We start from the raw sequence: 23,105 nt of genomic DNA on the forward strand, positions 1-23,105 counted from the left end.
CTTGATCGTGCCAAACTCTTACAAATCACACAGCCACCAAGGATATTCTCTGGGTTGCAGCGGTTCGCCGCGATCGTTAATCAAGCTGATCGATCGAATGGAGGAAGTGGGTACGACCTCAATGCCCGCCGTACCGATGCGGAGTTCCGCTTTGACAATGGTGTTTTCGCGCTCGCTTGGATCGAACGTATTGAAGTTTGCACTTCCAATTAAGCCGATCGGGGATGTCGCTCGATTGAAAGCATCGTTGCGGTTTTCGTAACCGTGCAGTTTGAGCGATCGCAAACCGCAGATACTAGCAGCCATCTTCTGTAACTCCTGCTGATGTCGCTGCAAGATGCTCGAATTTATCAGATTGGCTTTTTGTGTTTGTTTTTGCTGCTCGGCGTAAGCACCAAAGATTGGGAACTGCGATCGGACAGGATTGCCGTAATCGTGTGTACCTGCATCGGAACGCAGGGAGCCGCATTCGCCCTAAAGCACTGGCAGTCAGATCGCGAGGAACAGCAGCCACAGCTTTTACAGTCGCTTCCCAGCGCGGTCATTACGAGTTTGGGCTTGAGTTTGCTGCTGCGGGCAGACCACTACAGCACGCTGATGCTGGCAAGTGCAGCGGCAATTTTGAGTAAGTTTGTGCTGCAAGTGCAAGGCAAGCATTTGTTTAATCCGGCTAACTTTGGCATCATTGCCGCTCTGACGCTGACGCAGAATGCTTGGGTGTCGCCGGGGCAGTGGGGCGAAACGCAATGGTGTGGGCTGCTGTTTGTCGGGACGGGCGGCGTGGTGCTGCGGCGCGTGGGACGCTGGGACACCTCGATCGCCTTCCTCGCTGTTTATGCCGGACTAGAGGCACTTCGCAATCTCTGGCTCGGCTGGAGTTGGGACGTGTGGGCGCATCGGCTGATGAGCGGGTCGCTGCTGCTGTTTGCGCTGTTTATGATCACTGACCCGCGCACGATTCCCAATGCTCGATCGAGCCGAGTCGTCTGGGCGATCGCGATCGCCATTCTCACGTTCATTCTGCGTAATTTTTACTTTTTACCGACCGCTGCATTCTGGGCGCTGTTCGTTTTGTCGCCCGTGAGCCTGCTGCTCGATCGCTGCTGGCCTGCCGATCGATTTACCTGGCAGTCGATCGAGCTATTCACTTCACCTCAAGGAAACGAACCATGAAACCACTACGGATTCTGCTGACGGTTTTGCTGGTCTGTCTTGCCTGCCTAGTTGTTGCACCGCGAGCTTGGGCGTTTTGCGGCTTTTATGTCGCCAGAGCGGATGCGAGTCTTTATAATCAGGCGTCTCAGGTGGCGATCGCTCGCAGCGGCAACCGGACGGTGCTGACGATGGCGAACGATTTTCAAGGCACTGTGAGCGATTTTGCGATCGTTGTTCCGGTTCCGGTTGTGCTGCAAGAAAATCAGGTGCAGGTGAGCGATGCACGGATCATCGAACGGCTCGATAGCTTTAGTGCGCCGCGCCTAGTTGAGTATTTTGATCCCGACCCTTGTGCGTCTGATTTGTTCGAGCAGTTGCCTGCTCCAATGGCTGCGAGTCAAGCAACCGACGGAGCGGAGCGGGGGCGATCGAATTCCGCGCTGGGCGTGACGGTGGAATCTCGATTCACAGTGGGCGAATACGACATCTTGATTCTCAGCGCTAGAGAATCGGGCGGGCTGGAAAGCTGGCTGCGGCAAAACGGCTATCGGCTACCGCAGAACGCGAACCAACTGCTGCGGCCTTATATTCGGCAGGGCATGAAGTTTTTTGTGGCAAAGGTCAACCTGGAAGAATATGAGGCAGCGGGCTATCAGTCGCTTCGCCCGCTGCAAATTCACTATGAGTCGCCGCGCTTCATGCTGCCGATTCGTCTGGGAATGCTCAACGCGCAGAGCGCTCAAGATTTGATTGTCTACATTTTGTCGCCGCAGGGTCAGGCCGAAGTGACGAACTATCGCACCGTCAAGATTCCCTCGGATGCCGAGATTCCGCTGTTTGTCAAAGACGAATTTAGCGATTTCTACCGCGCCACGTTCGAGACGGCCTACAACCGCGAAGGTCGCAACGTCGCGTTTCTCGAATACGCTTGGGATATGGCGGGCTGCGATCCTTGTTCTGCCGATCCGCTGACGCCCGATGAACTGCGGCAGGCGGGCGTCTTTTGGCTACCTCAAGGTGATGCCTGGATGAATGCGCCGAGCGTGTTTTTGACGCGGCTGCATGTTCGCTATACGCGCGATCGCTTTCCAGAAGACTTGATGTTTCAGCAAACGCGCAACCAGGAGTTTTTTCAGGGGCGCTATATTCTGCGACATCCGTTTACCGATGCAGCCCTTTGTCCTGCCGGACGGCAGTATCAGCGTACACTGCGCCAACGCCATGAGCAGCAGGCACAAACCCTGGCACGGCTGACCGGATGGAATATTCAGAACATCCGGCAGCGACTTCCTCAGATGCCAAGCCAGCTTGATTTTTGGTGGGAGCAAGTTTGGACGATGATTTCAGGTGTGTCGAGCCGCTAGCAACCATCACAGGAAGTTTGCAAACTGCTAGCGCAACTGATCAATTTGCTTCCAAGCAAAGATGATGATCAGCCCAAACAGCGTAATTCCGATGATGTTGTCGATCGGATAAGGCAAAATTCGCAGAATTTGCGCGATCACAAAGCGTCCGACGACGACCGCGACGATCGCAAACAAAATTGCCTTGAGCAATCGCAACGGCAGCGATCGATCGCTGAGACGGTCTGCGATCGAAGCTCTGCGGCGGCTGGGCGGCAGCGTTTGTCCGGGTGGAATTTCGCGCAGATGGCGAGGCGGCTCGGTGCGATCGTCATCAACCGGAAGCGGGTGATCAGGCTGAGACGATTCATCGATCAGCGTTTCAGGTGGAACAGTGACGATCGGAGCTTCCAGAGGAGTCTCAGATTCGATCGCCGTTGAATCTGCAACTTGCGTCGGCTGATCAATGGGCGGAGCGATTGTTTCCGTGACGGTTGGCGTTTTTTGCGGATTGAGCAGAGCCGCGATCAGTTCCGCGATCGCCGCATCCTTCTCGTTGACTCCGCGCTGCATCTGCTTGAGATGCGCTTGACTTGATGGCGAATCATCGGCCATCAGCAACTCTTGCTGATAGCGCTGGAGTTGCGCTTCATCGCGATCGCGCTGTTGCCGGACGGCAGTTTCTTCTGCTAAGGCCACATCGATCGATCGCAGGTGCAGCGATTGCTGAAGCGAATCGAGTTCCTGCAAGGTCTGCGGCGGTAACGGGCGATTTGGTGCAGCGTGATCCAAGAAAAACTGCTGATACTGCTGCAATCGAGCGGCATACGGCGGCAGTTGCGGATCGTCGCTTTCAGGCGGTACTGCACTGGGCGCAGGCGCGTGACGCTGCCAAATCACGTTTACGTGGCGCGGCAACAGGTGAAGCTGCTCCTCCAGATAGCGAAATTCGTTGCGCTGAGCGCGATCGAGCCACGCCCCCGACGCAACTTGCTGAGCGACATACTGTTCATACTGCTGCAAATTTTGGCGATAGCGCTGTTCTGGTGCGGCCAAGGTTTCTTTGGCGATCGCCGCTGCTTGATCTGGGCTTAGCCCAAGCTGCTGCCGAAGCTGATCCAGCGCCATTTCGGTTGCAGGTTTGAACGGATATTGAAACTGGGCGATCGCCTTGAGCGTGTCTTGATAGCGCTGGCGATTTTGCAGATGCGTTTGATGCGGCTTGAGGACGCTCGCTTCAATTTGATTCGCCGTGTCGGGTGACAGGCCAAGCTGATTGCGATGCCAGTTGAGCAGCAGGCGATCGAAGTCCGAAATCGTGCCGCTTTTGGCTCGCTCCTCCACTTCCGATCGATACATCAGCGCGTCATTGCGCGGCGGGGCAGTGGCGATCGCTACGGCCACTTCTGGATGCGGCGGGATGATTTGCGGCTCAACAGCCGGAAACGCAGGCTGCATTCGCGACTGAATGTACTGATGAATCTGATGCGTGGTGACGGCTGTACCCGGAGGCAAACCGCATCCGGTTTCGATCGCCTCCCGCAAAAATTCCGTATAAACCGACAGTTCGCCTTGCTTGTGCGCTGTCGTGTAGCCCGTCGTGCTGGTCGCGCTCAAGACGATTCGGTTGGGTGCGCCAAGCTGCGCCGCGATATCGATGCGGTGGGAACTGCTGCCCAAAAAGCTGCAATCGAGAATGATCACTTGCTGAGCCGGACAATCGCTGAGCAGCGATTGCAGGGAGGAGAACGCGATCGCCGTTGCCTTGTTCAGTTCACCCAGCGTATTGTTGCGCGTGTTCGTGGCGGCGAGAAACAGATGTCCGTCTTCGTCAACCATGCCTTGCCCGGAGTAGTAAATCAGCAGCAGATCGTTGGGCTGACAGTTGCTCGCGGCGGCGTAGATTTCTTCTTCTAACCGCTGGCGATCGAGATTGATCAAAGGCGCGATCGTTGAAAAGCTGGATTTCAGCAGGGTTTGCAGGGCTTGCACATCTCGCCAAGCCGCGATCGATCGCTCTGACACGCCGCGCAATCGTCGTTCGATATCTGCCTCAATGCCAATCAGCAATGCGCGACGATTGCGACCGGACGGTGCGGGCGAACTGGATTCGACAGGATTCTCACGATTGATCATGCTGTAGCTACCCCAAATGCTGGCTTTAATGATACTGAGGTGGCTGACGGCTTGCAGATAATTCACTAAAAATCTTTATTCTGAGCAATATTGTGAGCGATCGGCAGCGTCAGCGTGAACGCCGTTTCACCCGCCGAAGTGTCATCTAGCGTTAAATTGCCCTGATGCGCCCGCGCAATTTCTCGCGCCAAACTTAGCCCCAAACCCACGCCTTCGACTTTGCGAGTCCGAGCCGGATCGCCCCGATAAAATCGATCGAAAATGCGGGCGCGATCGATCGCCAAAACTTCGGCTGATGCGTTGGCGATCGTCATCTTCACCGTCTCCGATTGCCGTTCGGCTTGCAGTTTGATCCAGCCATTCGGCAAATTATATTTCACCGCATTCACAATCAAGTTTTGCAGAATTTGGGCGATTAGATCGCGATCGCCCCACACTTTCAAACCTGCTGCAATGTCAGTTTCGACTCGCAAATCTGGAGCGATGAGTTCGATATCTTCGATCGTGACGGCCAGCATTCCCGATAGATCAATCTCAACTTTATACAGATTCATCTGTCCCGCATCTGCTAGCGAAAGTAACAGCAACTTTCGCACAATTCCACTCAAACGTCGCACTTCATCTAGCAGATTGCTTAAGTTTTGCTGCAAAGCAGATCCAGGTTCGGCCTGCTGCAATGCCTGCTCTAATTCACCCTGCAAAATTGCCAGCGGTGTCTTTAATTCATGGGCTGCATCACCGCTAAAGCGAGAAGCTTGCTTGAAGCTGCGCTCTAATCGCTTCAGCATTTGGTTGAACACTTGAATCAGTTCAACAAACTCGATGTCAGTCGATTCGATCGACACTTGCTGATCCAATCCGATCGCCGTCACCTGCTGAATTTCTGTCGTTAATCTGCGAATCGGACGCAGCGCACTTCCTGACACAATCCACGCGCCGACAACAACCAGCAGCAGCGTTCCCGGAATCGCAATCAGAAAAATATTGCGAATCGCGGCCATGTCCTGATCGATGACGCTGAGGCTAACGGCGATCGCCACTCGCGTTTGTGGAAAGCGAGTCGCACTGACGCGCCAACTGCCGGATGAAGTGGCGATCGTTGTGATTTGCGGATTGAGATCGGGTGGAGGGCGATACCCTTCGGGGAGCGCTGCGCGATACCCTTCGGGGAGCGCTGCGCGATCGAACGATCGGCGCGGCAAAAACGCAGGTGGCGCAGGCAAAAACGGCTGCAAATCTAGTGAGTTTGACTGATAGAGAATTTGGTTATTTTCATCCACGACGAGCAGCGCGATTGCCGTCTCTGAATTGGTTTCCAGCTCACGCGGCAGCGAATCGGCAAACTGCGGCCACGCATTCGGCGGACGCGGACGAGCCGATCGCCGCACCAAATTTTCCAGTTTGGCATCAAGCCGATTGACTTCTGCGGCGTAAATCAATCGCCACGCAATCAAGCTAAATCCCGCGATCGCACTGCCCGCCAGTGCCGCTGATAAAAGCGCAATTCGCAATCGAAACGATCGGATCACAAGGCTACGTTCGGCTGGCGAAACCGATACCCGACGCCGCGCACACTTTCAATCCAGCTTGGCGAATCTGCCGCATCAATTTTCTTCCGAATTCGCTGAATGCAGACATCAACAACGTTCGTATTTGGATTAAAATCGTAGCCCCAAACATGTTCTAGAATTTGCGTTCGTGTAAAGACTCGTCCGGGCGATCGCATCAAATATTCCAGCAAATTAAATTCACGACTTGTTAATTCAACCATTTGCTGATCGCAGGTAACGGTGCGCGTGATTCGATCGAGCTTGAGCATTCCAACCGATAGAAAATTTTGGCGATCGCCCAAGCTGCGCCGCACAACAGCATGAATGCGGGCGACGAGTTCTTCGACAAAAAATGGCTTGGCAATGTAGTCATCTGCACCGAAGTTTAATCCTTCAAGGCGATCGTCTAATTCATTGCGAGCCGTCAGCAAAATGACAGGCGTATTCTGACTGGATTTCCGCAAGCTTTTCAAGATTGAGAGTCCATCTTTGCCCGGAACCATAATGTCCAGAATAATCACGTCATATTCATGATTAACTGCACGAAAATAGCCTTCATCGCCGTTGTCACAATAATCCACGACAAAGCCTTGTTCCTTCAGTCCGGCCTGAACGAAACTGGCAATTTTCGATTCGTCTTCCACAAATAGAACGTGCATCAATTTATTCTAGTTCGATCGATTCTCCGTCAAATTACAAAACTGTAATCGACTGACAAGCCAAATTGTTATTTTCACATCGCTTAATGAAAAACGTAGAGCTTCAAGGAATTGAGATGAAATATCAACTGCTGGCGATCGCAACCGTTTCCCTCATTGGGCTGGGCGCGATCGGCGTTGGAATGAACAAGGCGACGGCGGATGCACCTGTGTCGATCGCACAGGCAACGCCAGCCGCACCGCCCGAAGGAGACAGACTGCACCGCCGCATTGATTTCGCTGCTGCCGCTTCGCAACTGGGCACAACTGAAGCGAACCTGCGAACCGCCTTGGGCTTACCTGCTCAGCGGCCAGAGCGTCCGCGTCCGGATTTATCAGCCGCCGCGAGTAGCTTGGGCGTGACCGAGGAGCAGTTGCGAACCGCGCTGGGAATTACGATCGACCCGCAAACCAATCTTCCCGTCCGGCCTCGCACTCGTCCAGATTTGGCCGCCGCAGCCACACAGCTTAACGTCACCGAAGAACGGCTGCGAACCGCATTGGGACTTCCCGATCGCCCGCCCACAGGCGAACGTCCGCCCCGCCCTCAGCTTGACATTGCAGGCGCAGCAACACGGCTGGGTGTGACGCAAGAGCAGGTGATTCGCGCTTTGGGAATTGAAGCGCCGACGGACACGAATCAACCGCAGTAGAACGAATGGCATTGCGGAGCGATCCCACGCTTCAGCAATGCCGTTCCTAGAATTGAAGCAGCACAAGGAGAAAAGATGCAGCGATTTAGATTAAGCCGTCGTCACCTGCTCGGCATGATTCGAGCGATCGCCGCCGCCTCGCTCGTCGGGTGCATCGGCAGAAAAGCAGATGGAGACGCGATCGCCCAAACGACCACGCAGACGACTAGTCAAACCGTCAACCAGCCCGGATGCATTGTCCGACCGCAGCAAACCGAGGGGCCGTATTTTGTCGATGAGCGGCTGAATCGATCGGATATTCGATCGAATCCTGCTGATGGAACGGTGAAGGAAGGCGTTCCTTTACGGTTGGTTTTTCAGGTTTCGCAAGTTGGCGCTTCAGCCTGTACGCCGCTGAGCGACGCCACTGTTGATGTGTGGCACTGTGACGCGCAAGGTGTGTATTCAGACGTGCAGGATCGAGCGGCTGACACACGCGGACAGCAATTTTTGCGCGGCTATCAGGTGACAAATGCCAACGGCGGCGCGGAATTCTTGACGATCTATCCGGGCTGGTATCCTGGCCGAACTACACATATTCACTTCAAAATTCGCACGGCAGCAGGCTACGAATTCACCTCGCAACTTTACTTTGATGATGCCGTGAGCGATCGCGTCTACACTCAAGCGCCTTACTCTACCAAAGGACAGCGCAACCAAACCAACGCCCAGGACGGCATTTTCCGCAATGGCGGCGATCGACTTTTGCTAACATTAACCGAGGGCGAAAACGGCTATGTCGGTCGCTTTGAGATTGGGCTGGAGATGGCTTGAAGATTCGCGCTAATCGTCGTCACGATTCGATCGAAACTTCAGCTTGATGGAATAGTCTTCGCGATCGCCATCTGTTGTGATTCTTAAATAGTACGTGCCTCTGTCAAGATCAGCTTTGAGTTTGCCCTTTTCATCTTCATCTACTTCTCGAAACAGCCGCCGTCCATCGGCCACAATCAAGCGATTTTGTGAGTTGACGATCGAAAAAGTAATCGACTCTTCGCCTTCGTTTTTGAAGTTGAATTTGACGCTGCCGCTATTTTTGATCTTGAAGCGGTAGAAGACTGATTCATCGTCGCGCACCTGCCCGTCATCGTCATACTTGAAGCTTTTGTTGAGTTTGCCGATGTTGATCGAATCGTCGATCGAATCGTTGCGATCGTGAAACCACCAAAAGCGCGATCGATTGCTGCTGAGCGAAGAAGTTTGCAGAGGCGTGAATCTGCGAGACTGGGCAAACATGAACTCAAACCTAACTCGGTAATGTTCGAGGTGTCGTCTGTATAGCACTTTTTGTTCCCAGTCTCAATCATTCTTAATCATTGCGATCGGGGCTTGGCCGAATTTGCGATCGCTAGCAGGATGCGGAAGTGAAAGCAGCTTGCTAGTCTGAGAACAAATCATTTTTCTCAGTCTGTATGTCTCACTACCAGCAAATCTTGAAGATCCAAACCAGCGGTAAAACGCTGCACAAAATTACGTCAAAGGTGGCGGATGTAGTTGCCCAAGCGGGAATTGAAACTGGCCTGTGCAGCTTGTTTTTGCGCCACACGTCAGCCAGCTTGATTATTCAAGAAAATGCCGATCCAGATGTGCTCAAAGATCTGGCAAATTTCTTGGCAAAGCTTGTGCCAGAAGGCGATCGCTACATCCACAGCACCGAGGGCGCAGACGATATGCCCGCTCACATTCGCACCGTTTTAACGCACACTTCCGAACAAATTCCGATCGCCAACGGTCGTCTTGTGCTGGGTACTTGGCAGGGCATTTATGTCTGGGAACATCGCCAGCATTCGCACCTGCGCGAATTAGTCGTGCATATTTCTGGCACATGAATTCATGCCTTTATATGCGGTTTATCTAACTGCAAGCATATGAATTTTTCTACTGCTTCAGGATTCATTTTCGCAGTGGCGATCGAATTCTAAAAATTGCTTTTAGGGCATTAGATTGAATGCCCTAAAAGCGATCGACTAGAATTTGCGGTACTCAAAGCCCACCTTTGGACGGTGAATTTCAGGATCAATTAAATCGTCTGCAAACATCGATTTAGCAGCAGGTCGCAGAAAAGGAATGTCCTCTTCATCGTCTGCATCTTCTTCAACAGTGACTTCTGGTAGTTCTGGCTCTGGCGGAATGGCTACTTCCTCGATCGCGCCATCTGCCTGATCAAGATCGACAATTTGTCCATTGAACATTTGCGCTAAGTTCTTGGCCGCTTTGGTCACATCATCTTCTTCCCAAACGGGCGGAGGAGGTGCGGCTTCGGCTCGATCGATCGGCGGAGACGGCACAGATTCGATCGCAGCCGACTGAGGCGACTCGATCGCAGATAAAGTTGTCATCGCGCCTGGAAGAACCACCTCAAGCGTAACGCTAACGGGTTGCCCGCATCGCTGTGTAAAAGCTGCTTCAATATTCGGCAATTTAGCTTTTGCCATATTAAAAAGCTTTTCAGTTTTTGTGCCGATTCGAGCTTCTTTGCCTGTGAAATCAATCAAATGACACTGCTGGCGCAGCATGGCTTGAGTTGAAAATGGCTGCACGAGTTCAAGCACCTGCTTCCAGAGGCGATCGAGATCAGAAGTTGGGGGTTGAGCATCGGCGGGAAGTTGCGGATCAGCAGGTAATTCTTCAACCGGAGTCGGCGGAGAAGCGATTGGTTCTGGAGTTGATTCTGGAGGTGAGAAATTGTTCGCGATCGATTCACGAACGACTGGCGGCGGCACAACTTCACGATTGAAAGCAGGTGCCGAAATAGGGCGATCGTCGCCAGCAGGTAGCAAAGTCATCAGTGCAACTTCTAACCACAAGCGCGGCTGAGTAGAACTTTTAATTTGCTGTTCGCTTTCGCGCAATTGCTGCTGACTAGTCAGAATCCAACTCAAGTCAACCTGATTGCTAAACTGCCGCAGTTCACTCCAAGTTGGAGCAGTCAGGCTGACCAAATCCGAGCGATCGCCCGCCGTCTTTGCGATTAGCAAATCGCGAAAGAAACTCGCCAAATTTTGCAGCACGATCAGCGGTTCCCGCCCGCGATCCATCAATCTTCGTGCTGATTCGATCGCGGTTACGCCATCACTCGCAGCGATCGCTTTTACTAAATTGAGTAACTCTCGTTCCGGTACGGCTCCAACAAGATCCCAAACGCGATCGATCGTCACTTCGTCATCCATTAAGCTCAACTGATCGAGCAAGCTTTCGGCATCACGTAAGCCACCTTGCGACAGTTGCGCGACGAGTTGAAGGGCGTCGGGTTGAATGTTAATGAATTCTTTTTGGGCGATCGCCTGCAAGTGCGCCACCATTTCAGCCAGCGGAATTCGTCGAAAATCAAATCTTTGACAGCGTGAAATGATAGTAGGAAGAACGCGCTGCGGGTCGGTGGTTGCTAATACGAAAACGACGCGATCGGGCGGTTCTTCTAAAGTCTTAAGAAGGGCATTAAATGCCTGCGTACTTAACATATGACATTCATCGACCACATATACTTTGAAGCGGCATTGAACCGGAGCAAATTGGGCGCGTTCGATTAATTCTCGAATATTATCAACGCCTGTATTGCTAGCAGCATCAATTTCGATTACATCGAGGGCAGAACCGTTGGCGATCGATCGACATACCTCACAAACTCCGCAAGGATTATCCGTCGGCACATCGCTATTCAGGCAGTTGAGCGACTTGGCGAAAATACGGGCGCTTGAGGTTTTGCCCGTTCCTCTTGCGCCCGTGAACAGATAGGCGGGAGCGATGCGCTGCGATCGCAAGGCGGTACTGAGCGTCGTGGCGATCGCGCCTTGTCCGACGAGCTGAGCGAAGGTCTGCGGGCGATATTTGTGGTGGAGCGGTTCGTAGGACATAAGTTCTAGTGCGATTGCCTACAATCTAGAGTATCTGTTAGGTGGGAAGATCTGGCGAGACAAAAGGAGGATGGATGGCGGATGATTTTTAGGTCTTGAAGCGGATCTTCAACGCCTTTGATCCGTTTAGGCCGCTTCCCGCAGGCGATCCCGTGTATGTGGACTGTCGGGAGGTGCGGGGCGACGGCAATATTTTAGAGGAACTGGGCAAGGAAATCCGGTTTGCCGATCGAATGACCTGTCAGCTTTATGCCGGACATCGGGGCGCAGGCAAGTCCACCGAACTGCTCAGGCTGAAGAAAGATTTGGAAGATCATCAGTTTCGCGTCGTTTATTTTGCCGCAGATGAAGAGGATATCGACGCGGAAGATACGCAGTACACCGATATTTTGCTGGCCTGCACTCGTCATTTAATGCAGGATTTGAAGGGATCTGATAAAAATCCCGTCGCGAAGTGGCTGCAAGACCGGACGCGATCGCTCGTCGCTTTAATGGGCAGCGAAATGAAGTTTGAAGGTGTGGCGATCGAATCGCAAATTAGTCAGTTTGCCAAGCTGACGGCAACGCTGAAGGCGAGTCCGAATACTCGACATGAAATCCGGCGCGAAATTGAGCCGCATACGGTTTCTTTAATTGAAGCGTTGAACGAGTTTATTAAAGAGGCGATGGCGCGTCAAAATGAATCAACTGGGCAGCTTGTCGTGATTGCAGATAGCCTCGATCGCATTACGCCGATCGTCGATTCGGAAAGCGGACGTAGCAATTATGACCAGATTTTTATCGATCGCAGCGAACAGCTTAAAAGCCTAAATTGCCATGTTGTTTATACTGTTCCGATCTCGATGGTGCATTCCAATCGAGCCAGCGATATTGAAGCCATCTACGGCACTGGAACGCAAGTTTTGCCGATGGTGATGGTGCAAACTCCTGATAATCAACCCTATGAACCTGGCATTCAAAAACTGAAGGAATTGGTTTGTAAACGGGTTGATATGGCTGTTCCACGCTATGCCCTAGAACCCGATTTACCCAATGTATTTGACCAGAAACAAACGTTGGAGCGGCTATGCTTGATGAGTGGGGGGCATGTCCGCGATCTACTTCTGCTGATGAAGGCGGCAGTGAAGCAGATCGATCGCCTTCCAATTACAGCGAGGGCGGCACAGCGGGCAATTAGTGCAGAGCGAGAAATCTATCATCGAACGGTGGATGATCCACAGTGGCCGATTTTGGCTGAAGTTTGGCGAACCAAGAAAATTCGCAATGATGAAACGCATCGAAGTTTGCTGTTTCGTCGCTGCATCTTGGAATATCGACAGATTAATGCAGATGGAGCATTTGAGCCTTGGTACGATGTGCATCCTTTAATTCAAGGTTTGAAGGAATTTCAGGAAGCTTTATGAATTCAGAATCGATCGATTGGAACGCCGAAATCGACTTCGATCCAGAGGAAGAATATCAGTCACTCCTCCGCACTTTGCGCTGGACAGAAGGATTTGGACTGATGTTTGTGCGCTGTTCGCCCGCAGAGGGAACAAGCCTGATCGATCGCATCCACAAAGACTTACCCCAGAAAAAAACCGAAACCCTAACCCTCGGTGCATCTGACTGGAATCTCTACGATATTGTCAATAATCTCCCAAATAAAGATGAAATCGAAATTCTCTTTATTCAAGGTTTAGAAAATCCGATCTACGACTATGAGAAAAATCGGATGTGGGATGATTCAAGCGATCGCTATTCCTACAGCTTATCCGGCGTTCCTCGGCTACTGAGTCACTTAAATATGCGCCGAGAAAGCTTTCGAGATAATTTCAAAATCTGCTTTGTTTTTCTCGTGCCGCTGTTCGTTTTGAAGTATTTAATTCGTCGTGCGCCTGATTTTTTTGATTGGCGATCGGGTGTGTGGGAGTTTGACACCGATCCAGAAGTTATTAAGAGAGAAGTAATCAGGGTTTTTAGAGAGGCAGCTTATCACAAATATTTAATTCTTACTTCTGAGGAGCGAAATCAAAAGATCTTGGAAGTTCAATCCTGGATTGAAGAAGCTCAACCATCTCAATTAAAAGCTAGACTCTTGTATAAACAAGGTATGTTTTTCTATATTGATCGTGATTTTGTTGTGGCAATTGGTTGCTATGATAAAGCTATAGAAATTGAACCTGACTTTCTCCTTACTTGGCTCGGTAAAGCTGTAGCGTTAATGGAGCTAGAGCGTTATGAAGAGGCAATTGTTAATCTTGATGAAGTAATAAAAATCAAACCCAATTATTTCTATCCCTGGTGCCTTCAAGGAGACGCATTAAAGAAGTTGGGATACTATGAGAAAGCAATTACTAATTATGACAAAGCTATAAAACTTGATTCTGATCATCATTGGATCTGGATTGAGCGAGGTCATGCACTTGAGAAACTAGGGCAATACTATGAAGCACTTTCTAGTTACAATAAAGCACTAAAAATTAAACCTGACTACGACTATGGGTGGAGTTGCCGAGGCCATGCTTTGGAGAAATTAGGACAATATAAGAAAGCATTAGATAGCTATAATAAAGCTATAGAAATTGAGCCTAATGATCCCAGTAATTGGTGTTGGCAAGGTATCTCACTAAGGAAGCTGGGACACTACAGAAAAGCACTTTTCAGTTACGATAAAGCTATAGAAATTAAACCCGATTATGCCTTTGCTTGGAATGAGCGAGGCTATGTGCTAAGAAAACTTAGACGCTACGATGAGGCAATTGCTAGTTACGATAGAGCTTTAGAAATCAATCCAGATAATGAAGTGAGTCAAACTGGCAAGCGTACATTGATGAAGCGAACGTCACGGAGGTTAATGCTGTTTTTGACATCACTTTTAAAATCGCTAGGTTTTATGCGCTGATTCAGACTTAAGGCAAATAAGGGAGTGTGATGCGAGCGCAAATCTCCTACTTCTGCTGGATAAAGTCGATCGCACCCGATGTGTACCGTAGAAATAATCGACGTGCGGTTCTCTTTGCGGTACTGATATGGCTTATCCTTCTGCTCCTTGGACGCTGCGCGGCTTTGCGCTTCAGACAATTCAGCCTGTGGATGTCGATCGCGTCCGTCCCTCGATTCCCGGTGAACTGGAGATCGTTTCGATATTTCCGGGTAAGACGATCGGCGGCATTTACGTTTCCTCTTACGGCACAGGTTCGACGCTGCAATATAGCGAACTGATTGTCGTCAGTGCAGTTGTGCGGCAGGGTGCGCGGTTGGGCGCGTGGATTTCGCATATTTATGTGGATGATGCCGATTCGATCGCAGGCGGGCGCGACATCTGGAGTTTGCCCAAGGAAAACGCGCAGTTTGACTGGCAGCCTGGAAAGCCGCACTGCGTCACGGTTCGGCAAGACGATCGCATCTTGTGCCGCCTCAATACCAACTGGCAGCTTGCCATTCCCAACATTTCGCTTCCGGCTCTGCCGATTCCGATCGCAATGGGAACCTTTAGCGCCACCGACGATCGTCTGCTGTGGTTCTCGGCCAGAGGCAATCTGAATCTGAGTCCGACGGGTGGAACGGTGGAAGTGCCGATCGGCAGTCCGTTCTATGGATTTGGTCTCGATCGCCCCTGGCAAACTCTGTACGGCGATAATCTGAATTTGACGATCGACGCGCCCAGCGTGGTTGGCACGCGGGCAAGGGCATATCGGTATTCGTGAAAGGCAGAGGGCAGAGGACAAGAGGTTCGAGCCTTTTGCCCTCTGCCTTACTGACTTAAATCCTGCCAGTGGCGAATCAGTTCTGCAACCGACCAGGCTTGCGCGATCGCTCCTTGTGGCGTGTGCGGAGCATCGCCGTCGAAAATTTCGGAAACCGAATGCAAGCAAGCTTGATTTTGAAAATGCTCAATCAGCAAGCTGGCATCGAACGGCAGCGGATCGTCAGGGTAAAAGCGCTGCCATGCGCGGATGAACGAGCCGATCAGCCAGCTCCAAACGGTTCCCTGGTGATAGGCGCGATCGCGGTGCTGCACATCTCCCGCATAGGAGCCGACATATTGAGGATCGGCGGGATCGAGCGATCGCAGTCCATACGGCGTCAGCAGGCGATCGCGAGCCACTTGCAAAACGCGCTTGGCCTGATATTCAGAAAAGCCGCAGTAGTGCAGGGAAAGGGCAATGACGGCGTTGGGGCGAATGGAAGGGTCAGGATGATCCGTCGGAGCGATCGCGTCGTAGAAGTAGTGGCGCTCTGGATTCCAGAATTTTTGCAGCGAGGCTTTTACCTGTTCGGCCTGCTGACGATAGCGAGCGGCGTGATTGGCGATCGAAGGGTCGGGCGATCGTTCTGCCCACTGGGTCAACCAGCACAAAGCGGAATACCAAAGGGCGTTGATCTCGATCGCTTTGCCGTATCGAGGCGTCACGGGTTGACCGTCCAGAACCGCATCCATCCAGGTGAGCGCGACGCCGGGAGCCGACCAGGTGACGAGACCATCGAAGGCATCAACGCGGATATCGTGCAGCGTTCCGGCGAAAAAGCCTTTGTAGATGCGGCGAGCGATCGGATACTGCTCAGTCAAAAATTCCCAGTCTTGACTGGCTTCGACATAGAGTCCCAAGGTTTCAATCCACCACAAGGCGGCGTCGATGCTGTTGTAGTAGGGTTTTGCTCCGGCATCGGGGAAAGCGTTGGGGATCAAGCCATATTGACAGTATTGGGCAAAGGTGGCAAGTAAGCCTCGCGCAATCTCAAACCGTCCGGTTGTCAAGGTTAAACCGGGAAGGGCGATCAGCGTGTCGCGTCCCCAATCGTTGAACCAAGGATAGCCTGCGATCACGGTGGGGCCAGAAATCGAAGCGCGATGCACGATGAAGCGATCGCCTGCCTTGAGCAACTGCTGCCACAGATGCAGCTTTTCTTTTGATTCAACGATCGGCGCATGAACGGCAAACTGCTGATCGAGGCGTTGCTGTTCGAGTTGCAGGGCGCGATCGAACGTTGCATCGGTGAGGGGGTCGGGCGGTTGAACCAAATCGGGATAGCGCACTCGCGCTTCCAGCGTCAGGGTGTCGCCCGGATGCAGAATGACAACTAGATAGCCTGGACTGTAGAGATCTTCGCGATCGCCCAGGCCGCGCTGGGTTTCTTCGGGATAGCAGTAGTTGCGATACCACAGTCCGTCGGCGTGGTAAGCGCCTTGCGTCCAGCTAAGCTGCCAGGATGTGCCAACCCAGTTTGATCGCTGTGCCTGCAAGAGAATTCGCTGGGGATCGATCAGTTGCGAGAAGTGCAAATCCGGGTCGGACTGCTGCTGGTGGTGAAAGTTGCGATCGGCAATTAGCGGCCTCAGGTTGAGCGTGGCCGAGTTCGTGCCCTGGTAGGTGTAGCGAATCAAAACGCGATTGCACCAGCCTTCTGCTGCGAGTCCATAGGGCAGCAGCAGTTCGCGAGTACACTGCCATTGCTCGGTTGACCATTCCCAAGTGGGTGCTGGCTGATCGGAGAACGATCGCAGCAGTTCGTAGCCTGTCGGGGCGATCGTGCCGCCCTGCCAAAAATTGGTGCCAAGTTCAAACTGCTGACCGCTTGTTTCCAACGTGGCATCAATGCGCGACAGTAATAGCCGTCGATCGCTAGGCGGATCGATCGCCGCAAACAGCCAGCCGTGATAAGTGCGGGTGTGGGCGTCGCTGAGGGTGCCACTGGCAAAGCTGCCTAAACCGTTGGTGAGCAGCCATTCTCTGGTGTCTGGTTCGTTCATTGAGCAGGCGATCGCTGCGAAGCAGGCCGATTTAGAAAAAGTTTATTCTAACCGTCAAGATTGCCTGTTGTAATCGCTACTCGTTCTTGGAGTTCCGCTACGGCAACTGCTTCCGCTGCTAGACGGCTGCGACCAATTGATTTTTGAGCCAGATGGCGTCGCGAGCGTGCAAATAGCGCGGGTCGGGATGCAGCGCGATCGCCCGCTCATATGCCGCCAGCGCTAAGCCATACGCAAACATTTCGGCCAGCAGCAAACCGCGATTGAACCAGGCTTGGTGATAGCTGCCGTCGAGGGCAATGGCGCGATCGTAAGCTGCGAGTGCTTCTGCCGATCGCTGCATGGCTGAAAGCGCATTGCCGCGATAGTTCCAGGCTTGGCTGCTGCGCGGCGAGAGGGCAATGGCGCAATCGAAAGTCGCGATCGCTTCACCATACTGCTCGTTTTGACAAAGCTGACAGCCTTGATTGATTAGCTGCTCGATCGAATTCACGGGTTTACTCCTGTTTACTGCGTTTGTTTACTGCATTGAATTCATGCTAGCGAACGGAAAATGGCGATCGAGTTTCGGCTTGTCCTTCCGCCGAGTTGGTAGACTGAGAAGGCCTTTTCATCGCTCAAGTTCATGCAAAAGCGTTCTAACCTCGATTCGACTCAACTGCACCGTCGGGCTGAAGACTTGATCAATGCGGCTTCTAACCGCTATCGCATCACTGTTCAAGTGGCAAATCGAGCGCAGCGCCGCCGCTACGAAGATTTCGACAGCGTGGATGAAAGCAAGATGAAACCTGTGATGCGGGCGATTATTGAAATGTCCGACGAACTGACGCAGCCAGAAATTATTGGCGAATAGACTGCGATGCGATCGATTCTCAACTTTCTGCGAATGGCTTGTCTCGCGGCTGCGATCGTGCTTTTGCTGGGTGCGATCGCTCCGGCTGTGGCGCAGTTTGGCAGTCGATCGATCGATGTGCAGCAGGTTTATGTGCAATTGCCCGACCTGCCGCTGGAAAATCAATATGTCAGCCGCGAAACAGGTGAAGTGGCTCAACACAATACGCTGGTCAGCCGAATGGTGCAGTATCACCTGCTGGTTGCCAACCGGATTCCAACATCGCGATTGGACTGGAAGCTGACGATGGCCGACTATCTGGGTGCGAACGAGTGGATGCGGCCTGGACTGTATCCCGGTGCAGACACCTTTCGGGCCAATCCGATCGAGGGCGATCGAGCCGCGATCGAGCAGCTTAACCGCGCTCAGCGTGACGCCTTGATCGATGTGCTAGTCGGCTTATTTTCTGCGTCTGCGGATGCGCCGAACGTTCCTCCAAGACAGGTTCCGGCAGAACCAAACGCCGCGCAGCAGTTGCCACGATGACACAGCAGTTGCACAGCGGTTCGGGCTGGCGAATCGGCTGGAATCCAAATGCTCATCCGTATTGCGGGCTGGTTGGAGCGGATGACTGGGCGATCGAACTGACGCAGCTTGAGTTTGATGATTTTTGTCGGCTACTGGAGCAAATTAGCGAAGCGATCGCGGCGATTCAAACGGAACTGATGCCGGAAGAAGGCTTGAGTTGCGAGGTGGAGAGCGATCGAATTTTGCTGACTGCGGAGGGAATCCCGACTGCCTACGCGCTGCATTTAACGGTACTGCAAGGACGACGGGCAGAAGGAAGCTGGAGCGCTTTGGCCGCTGCGAATTTGCTGCCGACCGTGCAGCTTCTGAAGGCCGAAAACCTCTAAGATACAATAGACTTTATGGGCAATTTTTGCGCCCATTTCCCCATTCTTTTTGCTGCACTGCGCTTATGTTTGAGGCACTTGCCGATCGCCTAGAAGGAGCTTGGAAAAAGCTTCGCGGCCAAGACAAAATTTCCGAGTCGAACATTCAAGACGCGCTGCGAGAAGTGCGGCGGGCGTTGCTGGAGGCGGATGTCAACCTCCAGGTCGTCAAAGAATTTGTCGCGGATGTTCAGGAAAAAGCGCTCGGCGCAGATGTCGTCGCGGGTGTGCGGCCTGACCAGCAGTTCATCAAGATCGTGTATGACGAACTGCTGGAAGTGATGGGCGAAACCAACGCACCGCTAGCGGAAGCCACCGATCCGCCCACGATCGTGCTGATGGCAGGCTTGCAGGGAACAGGTAAAACAACCGCAACGGCCAAACTCGCGCTGCATCTGCGGAAGCAAAATCGATCGACTCTCCTGGTTGCCACTGACGTATATCGGCCAGCAGCGATCGATCAGCTTGTCACCTTGGGTAAGCAAATCGACGTTCCCGTCTTTGAGATGGGGTCAGACGCCGATCCGGTCGAGATTGCCAGAGCAGGCGTGGAAAAGGCGCGGGTCGATCGCGTCGATACCGTGATCATTGACACGGCAGGCCGCCTGCAAATCGACGAATCGATGATGGGCGAACTCGCTCGCATCAAAGAAACTGTCCAGCCGCATGAAGTTCTGCTCGTTGTCGATGCGATGACCGGACAAGAAGCCGCCAACCTGACGCGCACCTTCCACGAACAAATCGGCATCACCGGAGCTATTCTCACCAAGCTGGACGGCGACACCAGAGGCGGCGCAGCCCTGTCCGTCCGCAAAATTTCCGGCCAGCCGATCAAATTTGTCGGCGTTGGGGAAAAAGTTGAGGCGTTGCAGCCGTTCTACCCCGATCGCATGGCCTCGCGCATTTTGGGCATGGGCGATGTCCTCACCCTCGTTGAAAAAGCGCAAGAAGAAGTCGATCTAGCCGAAGCCGAAAAAATGCAGGAGAAAATTCTCTCCGCCAAATTCGACTTCACCGACTTCCTCAAGCAAACCCGCCTGCTGAAAAACATGGGATCGCTCGGCGGCATCATGAAGCTGATCCCCGGTATGAACAAGCTATCGAGCGAACAGCTTCAGCAAGGTGAAGTTCAGCTTAAACGCGCCGAATCGATGATCAACTCCATGACCCTCGAAGAACGCCGCGACCCCGACTTGCTCGCAGGCTCCCCCAGCCGTCGCCGCCGCATTGCCAAAGGTTCCGGCTACGGCGTTGACGACGTAAGCAAACTGGTGAGCGACTTCCAAAAAATGCGATCGCTCATGCAGCAAATGGGACAAGGCAACTTCCCCGGAATGCCCGGAATGGGAATGCCTGGCATGGACGGCATGAACCCCTATGGCGCTCCCCAAATGGGCGCACGCCCCGGCTTCCGAGGCTATCCCGGCGCAGGCAACCCCAACAAAAAGAAGAAAAAAGACAAAAAGAAAAAAGGCTTCGGAACGCTGTAAAGCGATCGGGTGTCGGCTCGAAAAACCCAAGTCGCGGTCAACACAGCCAATGCGTAGCGCCACATTGACGCTTACGAGTCGCCCCTTGCGTGGGGGTGCAGGGGGAAGGCACTCCCCCCTGCTGGGGTTGGAGGTTTGGAGGAGGGGCAACGCCCCTAGCCTCCAAGGGTTCGGATCACCAAAAGAAATCAGTAAGACGATCGATCCATCTCCATCCAAAAATCACCGAATCAATGCTTCGACAACTCGATCGCCTTAAACGAATTCCCACACCCACAATGCTGCTCCGCATTCGGATTATCAAACCGAAACCCTCCGCCCATCAAATCCTCACTATAGTCAACCGTTAGCCCATTCAAATAAGGCAAACTGTGTGCATCCACTGCAACTTGCAGATCCTCACACTGCCACAGTCGATCGCCCACAGCAGGCGCAGCCACAAACTCCAACGTGTAATAAAAATCTGAGCAGCCCCCAGACTGAACGCCCAACCGCAAAATCGCATTCAACGAATTGCCGTCAGAACAACGACGCTGGAGACGTTTCACTTCCGAAAGGGCTGCTCGGCTTAGGGATATCATGATGCTCGATCGCACAGAAGACACTTTGACGATCTTACCGCGATCGATCGCTACGGCTGAGTGCGGGCATAGTCGTCTTGAAAGCGGACGATATCGTCTTCACCCAAATATTCACCGTTCTGCACTTCAATCAGCACCAGCGAAATCACACCCGGATTTTCCAAACGGTGAGCCGTGCAGGGCGGCACATAAGTCGATTGGTTGCTAAACAGCAACGTTTCTTCCTCACCACAAATCACTTTGGCCGTACCCGAAACGACGATCCAGTGTTCGCTGCGGTGGTGGTGCATCTGTAAGCTGAGGCGATGACCCGGCTTGACTTCGATGCGCTTAATTTTGTAGCCCCGACCTTCTTCCAAAACAGTGAACGACCCCCAGGGGCGAAGTTCTGTTGCAGCAATGCCTTTCGCAGAGGATGACAAAGCGATCGAGGAAGGGACAATTTCTTGAGACTGCACGATAATTTCTCCTTTTCAGCTTGCATTGAACTGGCGGGCGTATCAGCACCTATGTCCAGCTAGCCCTGCTTGGCACAAAAAAGCAACATTTTTACAGAACCGCTGCTAACGATAGCAAAACTAGCGTGAACATTTCCACTGTTGACGGCGCGAATGACGGCTGCATTTACGGATTCTTCAATGTATCTTCAGCGAACTTTATGAAAACCAAATTTAAATGAATAATTTGATACAGACTAATTCAGAAGCCCGCACTATGCATCGGCTGGGCTGAGCGCGAACGTGGGTTTTCAAGCCTTCTGCACCAAGTATCCGATCGCTTTAGCGCTCCCGGAACGGTATCGCGAAGCTTTCGGAACGGGATCGCTACTCTTCCACTCGGTAGCCAAAATCCGCAAGTCGAGTGCGCGACTGTCGCCACTTGGGTTGAACTTTAACAAAAAGTTCCAGGTAGACTTTGCCCATGATCAGCTTTTGAATTTGCTGACGAGCAACCGTTCCAATGGCTTTTAACATACTGCCACCCTTGCCAATCACGATCGCTTTTTGCGAAGGACGTTCGACGTGAATCGTTGCCCAGATACGAGTAATTTCCGGTTCTTCAATGATTTGTTCGATCGCGATCGCAACCGAGTGAGGAACTTCTTCACGAGTGAGCAGTAAAATTTGCTCGCGGATGAGTTCGCCAATGATGAAGCGTTCAGGCTGATCGGTGACGAGATCGGGCGGGTAGTAGTAGGGGCCAGGATCAAGCCGCTCGATGAGCATTTGCTGCAAGATATCAAGGCCATCGCCTGTAAGAGCAGAAAACTTCAGGGTTTGCCAGTTGTGCGGTTGAGCAAGATCGAGGTAGCTTTGGTCGATCGCTTCGGCCTGTTCCGGTTGCTCGTCGGCTTTGTTGATACCCAAGATGACCGGAACGGAAGCGGAGGCAAGCAAATCGGCCACGAAGCGATCGCCGCCGCCTGCTTCAACCGAGCCATCGACAACAAACAGCAGCACATCGACCGAGGCGATCGCGTTGCGAGCGTTTTTGACCAGCACCTCGCCAAGCTGATGATGGGGCTTGTGAATTCCCGGTGTGTCTACAAAAATGATTTGCGCGGTGGGCGTCGTAAGAATGCCGCGAAGCCGATTGCGCGTCGTTTGGGCAACGGGTGAAGTGATGGCAATTTTCTGGCCGACGAGCTGATTCATCAAGGTGGATTTGCCGACGTTGGGTCGTCCGACAATGCCCACAAAGCCCGATCGAAAGTTTTCAGGTGCAATCGGAACGAGCGGCGTGTTCGTCCACTCGATCGTGCCCTCAGCAGAATTTCGATCGTTTGTCATGAAAAATTTGCAAGTCTTCCTTTCACAATCTTGCCGTAAACTGTCCCTTTTGCGGCTTGAGCATCTTAATCTGTTTTTGACATCTCTCTAAAGAGAGAGTTGATGAAATAATTAAGCACCGCCGTATTACTGGCTTCAATGTCTAACTTCAATGTCACAATCGAACAAACCTCTCAAGGCCAATCCATTTGTTGCAGTCCGCGATTAGTCCGGACGCTGGCTGGTTCGTGTGCCGGAAGGCAACTGTCAGTGTCCGCGTTGCTGCCAGCTTGATGTTGACAATCACTGCTCGTCGAT

23 protein-coding genes are annotated in these 23,105 nt (G+C 52.6%); 12 read left to right on the top strand and 11 right to left on the bottom strand.

The genetic code is table 11. The annotated features are described in order from the left end of the window. Positions 1-18 precede the first annotated feature (18 nt). Positions 19-306, bottom strand: coding sequence for a hypothetical protein (locus H6F67_RS18770; protein ID WP_190768157.1), 288 nt, complete (start codon positions 304-306; stop codon positions 19-21). A gap of 18 nt (positions 307-324) precedes the next feature. On the opposite strand from H6F67_RS18770, the gene H6F67_RS18775 reads away from it, so the two are divergent. After that, a complete protein-coding gene (locus H6F67_RS18775) occupies positions 325-1,173 on the top strand; it encodes an RnfABCDGE type electron transport complex subunit D (protein WP_190768158.1) in 849 nt (282 codons plus the stop codon). Further along, positions 1,170-2,519: a DUF2330 domain-containing protein gene (locus H6F67_RS18780; protein ID WP_190768159.1), complete on the top strand. Its 1,350-nt coding sequence runs from the start codon at positions 1,170-1,172 to the stop codon at positions 2,517-2,519. Before H6F67_RS18775 ends, H6F67_RS18780 begins: the two co-directional genes overlap by 4 nt. Before the next feature lie 27 nt (positions 2,520-2,546). Here H6F67_RS18780 and H6F67_RS18785 read toward each other — a convergent pair whose 3' ends face one another. Genes H6F67_RS18785 through H6F67_RS18795 form a run of 3 tightly spaced genes read right to left on the bottom strand, consistent with a single transcriptional unit; the run spans position 2,547 to position 6,843 of the window. After that, the gene (locus H6F67_RS18785; protein ID WP_190768160.1) at positions 2,547-4,700 is read right to left on the bottom strand and encodes a caspase domain-containing protein; all 2,154 of its coding nucleotides are present in this window, start codon (positions 4,698-4,700) and stop codon (positions 2,547-2,549) included. Further along, positions 4,700-6,163 carry an ATP-binding protein gene (locus H6F67_RS18790; protein ID WP_313926863.1) on the bottom strand — a complete coding sequence of 488 codons (1,464 nt, stop codon included), beginning with the start codon at positions 6,161-6,163 and terminating at the stop codon, positions 4,700-4,702. The genes H6F67_RS18785 and H6F67_RS18790 overlap by 1 nt, the downstream gene beginning before the upstream one ends. Then, the gene (locus H6F67_RS18795) at positions 6,160-6,843 is read right to left on the bottom strand and encodes a response regulator transcription factor (RefSeq protein WP_190768161.1); all 684 of its coding nucleotides are present in this window, start codon (positions 6,841-6,843) and stop codon (positions 6,160-6,162) included. Before H6F67_RS18795 ends, H6F67_RS18790 begins: the two co-directional genes overlap by 4 nt. A gap of 86 nt (positions 6,844-6,929) precedes the next feature. On the opposite strand from H6F67_RS18795, the gene H6F67_RS18800 reads away from it, so the two are divergent. Continuing rightward, a complete protein-coding gene (locus H6F67_RS18800; RefSeq protein ID WP_242020709.1) occupies positions 6,930-7,535 on the top strand; it encodes a hypothetical protein in 606 nt (201 codons plus the stop codon). Between the two features lie 75 nt (positions 7,536-7,610). Beyond that, positions 7,611-8,348 carry an intradiol ring-cleavage dioxygenase gene (locus H6F67_RS18805; RefSeq protein ID WP_190768162.1) on the top strand — a complete coding sequence of 246 codons (738 nt, stop codon included), beginning with the start codon at positions 7,611-7,613 and terminating at the stop codon, positions 8,346-8,348. Positions 8,349-8,357: 9 nt separating this feature from the next. Here the strand turns inward: H6F67_RS18805 and H6F67_RS18810 are convergent, their stop codons facing one another. Continuing rightward, positions 8,358-8,810 carry a hypothetical protein gene (locus H6F67_RS18810; protein ID WP_190768163.1) on the bottom strand — a complete coding sequence of 151 codons (453 nt, stop codon included), beginning with the start codon at positions 8,808-8,810 and terminating at the stop codon, positions 8,358-8,360. Between the two features lie 176 nt (positions 8,811-8,986). Here H6F67_RS18810 and H6F67_RS18815 point away from each other — a divergent pair, with 176 nt between their 5' ends. Next, entirely contained in the window at positions 8,987-9,403 is a 417-nt protein-coding gene (locus tag H6F67_RS18815) for a secondary thiamine-phosphate synthase enzyme YjbQ (RefSeq protein ID WP_190768164.1), read from the top strand. Positions 9,404-9,541: 138 nt separating this feature from the next. Here H6F67_RS18815 and H6F67_RS18820 read toward each other — a convergent pair whose 3' ends face one another. Beyond that, entirely contained in the window at positions 9,542-11,428 is a 1,887-nt protein-coding gene (locus H6F67_RS18820; RefSeq protein WP_190768165.1) for a DNA polymerase III subunit gamma/tau, read from the bottom strand. 95 nt (positions 11,429-11,523) lie between these two features. Here H6F67_RS18820 and H6F67_RS18825 point away from each other — a divergent pair, with 95 nt between their 5' ends. The 3 genes from H6F67_RS18825 to H6F67_RS18835 all read left to right on the top strand — a co-directional run bounded on the left by H6F67_RS18825 (position 11,524) and on the right by H6F67_RS18835 (position 15,117). After that, on the top strand, positions 11,524-12,831 hold the full coding sequence (locus H6F67_RS18825) for an AAA family ATPase (RefSeq protein WP_190768166.1): 1,308 nt from the start codon (positions 11,524-11,526) through the stop codon (positions 12,829-12,831). Continuing rightward, a complete protein-coding gene (locus H6F67_RS18830; RefSeq protein ID WP_190768167.1) occupies positions 12,828-14,312 on the top strand; it encodes a tetratricopeptide repeat protein in 1,485 nt (494 codons plus the stop codon). Before H6F67_RS18825 ends, H6F67_RS18830 begins: the two co-directional genes overlap by 4 nt. A 127-nt stretch (positions 14,313-14,439) precedes the next feature. Then, entirely contained in the window at positions 14,440-15,117 is a 678-nt protein-coding gene (locus H6F67_RS18835; RefSeq protein WP_190768168.1) for an acetoacetate decarboxylase family protein, read from the top strand. Between the two features lie 47 nt (positions 15,118-15,164). On the opposite strand, the gene H6F67_RS18840 is transcribed toward H6F67_RS18835, so the two are convergent. Both H6F67_RS18840 and H6F67_RS27850 read right to left on the bottom strand, forming a co-directional pair. Then, entirely contained in the window at positions 15,165-17,162 is a 1,998-nt protein-coding gene (locus tag H6F67_RS18840) for an amylo-alpha-1,6-glucosidase (protein ID WP_190768169.1), read from the bottom strand. A 118-nt stretch (positions 17,163-17,280) separates the two neighbouring features. Next, on the bottom strand, positions 17,281-17,655 hold the full coding sequence (locus H6F67_RS27850) for a tetratricopeptide repeat protein (RefSeq protein WP_190768170.1): 375 nt from the start codon (positions 17,653-17,655) through the stop codon (positions 17,281-17,283). 132 nt (positions 17,656-17,787) lie between these two features. Between H6F67_RS27850 and H6F67_RS18850 the strand changes: the two genes are divergently transcribed. The 4 genes from H6F67_RS18850 (at position 17,788) to ffh (ending at position 20,437) form a co-directional block, all read left to right on the top strand. After that, the gene (locus H6F67_RS18850) at positions 17,788-18,015 is read left to right on the top strand and encodes a DNA-directed RNA polymerase subunit omega (RefSeq protein ID WP_190768171.1); all 228 of its coding nucleotides are present in this window, start codon (positions 17,788-17,790) and stop codon (positions 18,013-18,015) included. Positions 18,016-18,048: 33 nt separating this feature from the next. After that, positions 18,049-18,540 (top strand): hypothetical protein, encoded by a 492-nt coding sequence (locus H6F67_RS18855; RefSeq protein WP_190768172.1) that lies wholly within the window; start codon positions 18,049-18,051, stop codon positions 18,538-18,540. Continuing rightward, a complete protein-coding gene (locus H6F67_RS18860; protein WP_190768173.1) occupies positions 18,537-18,908 on the top strand; it encodes a DUF1818 family protein in 372 nt (123 codons plus the stop codon). The genes H6F67_RS18855 and H6F67_RS18860 overlap by 4 nt, the downstream gene beginning before the upstream one ends. Before the next feature lie 65 nt (positions 18,909-18,973). Further along, positions 18,974-20,437 carry a signal recognition particle protein gene (ffh, locus tag H6F67_RS18865; protein WP_190768174.1) on the top strand — a complete coding sequence of 488 codons (1,464 nt, stop codon included), beginning with the start codon at positions 18,974-18,976 and terminating at the stop codon, positions 20,435-20,437. Positions 20,438-20,667: 230 nt separating this feature from the next. On the opposite strand, the gene H6F67_RS18870 is transcribed toward ffh, so the two are convergent. The 3 genes from H6F67_RS18870 to era form a co-directional block, all read right to left on the bottom strand. Continuing rightward, on the bottom strand, positions 20,668-21,018 hold the full coding sequence (locus H6F67_RS18870) for an iron-sulfur cluster assembly accessory protein (RefSeq protein WP_190768175.1): 351 nt from the start codon (positions 21,016-21,018) through the stop codon (positions 20,668-20,670). A gap of 50 nt (positions 21,019-21,068) precedes the next feature. Beyond that, positions 21,069-21,476, bottom strand: a complete 408-nt coding sequence (locus H6F67_RS18875) for a phosphomannose isomerase type II C-terminal cupin domain (protein WP_396798433.1) — start codon at positions 21,474-21,476, stop codon at positions 21,069-21,071. 366 nt (positions 21,477-21,842) lie between these two features. Further along, on the bottom strand, positions 21,843-22,808 hold the full coding sequence (gene era / locus H6F67_RS18880; protein ID WP_190768176.1) for a GTPase Era: 966 nt from the start codon (positions 22,806-22,808) through the stop codon (positions 21,843-21,845). Positions 22,809-23,105: the final 297 nt, after the last annotated feature.

It is taken from the genome of Microcoleus sp. FACHB-1515, from assembly GCF_014696105.1.
Classification (GTDB): Bacteria; Cyanobacteriota; Cyanobacteriia; order Elainellales; family Elainellaceae; genus JAAUTJ01.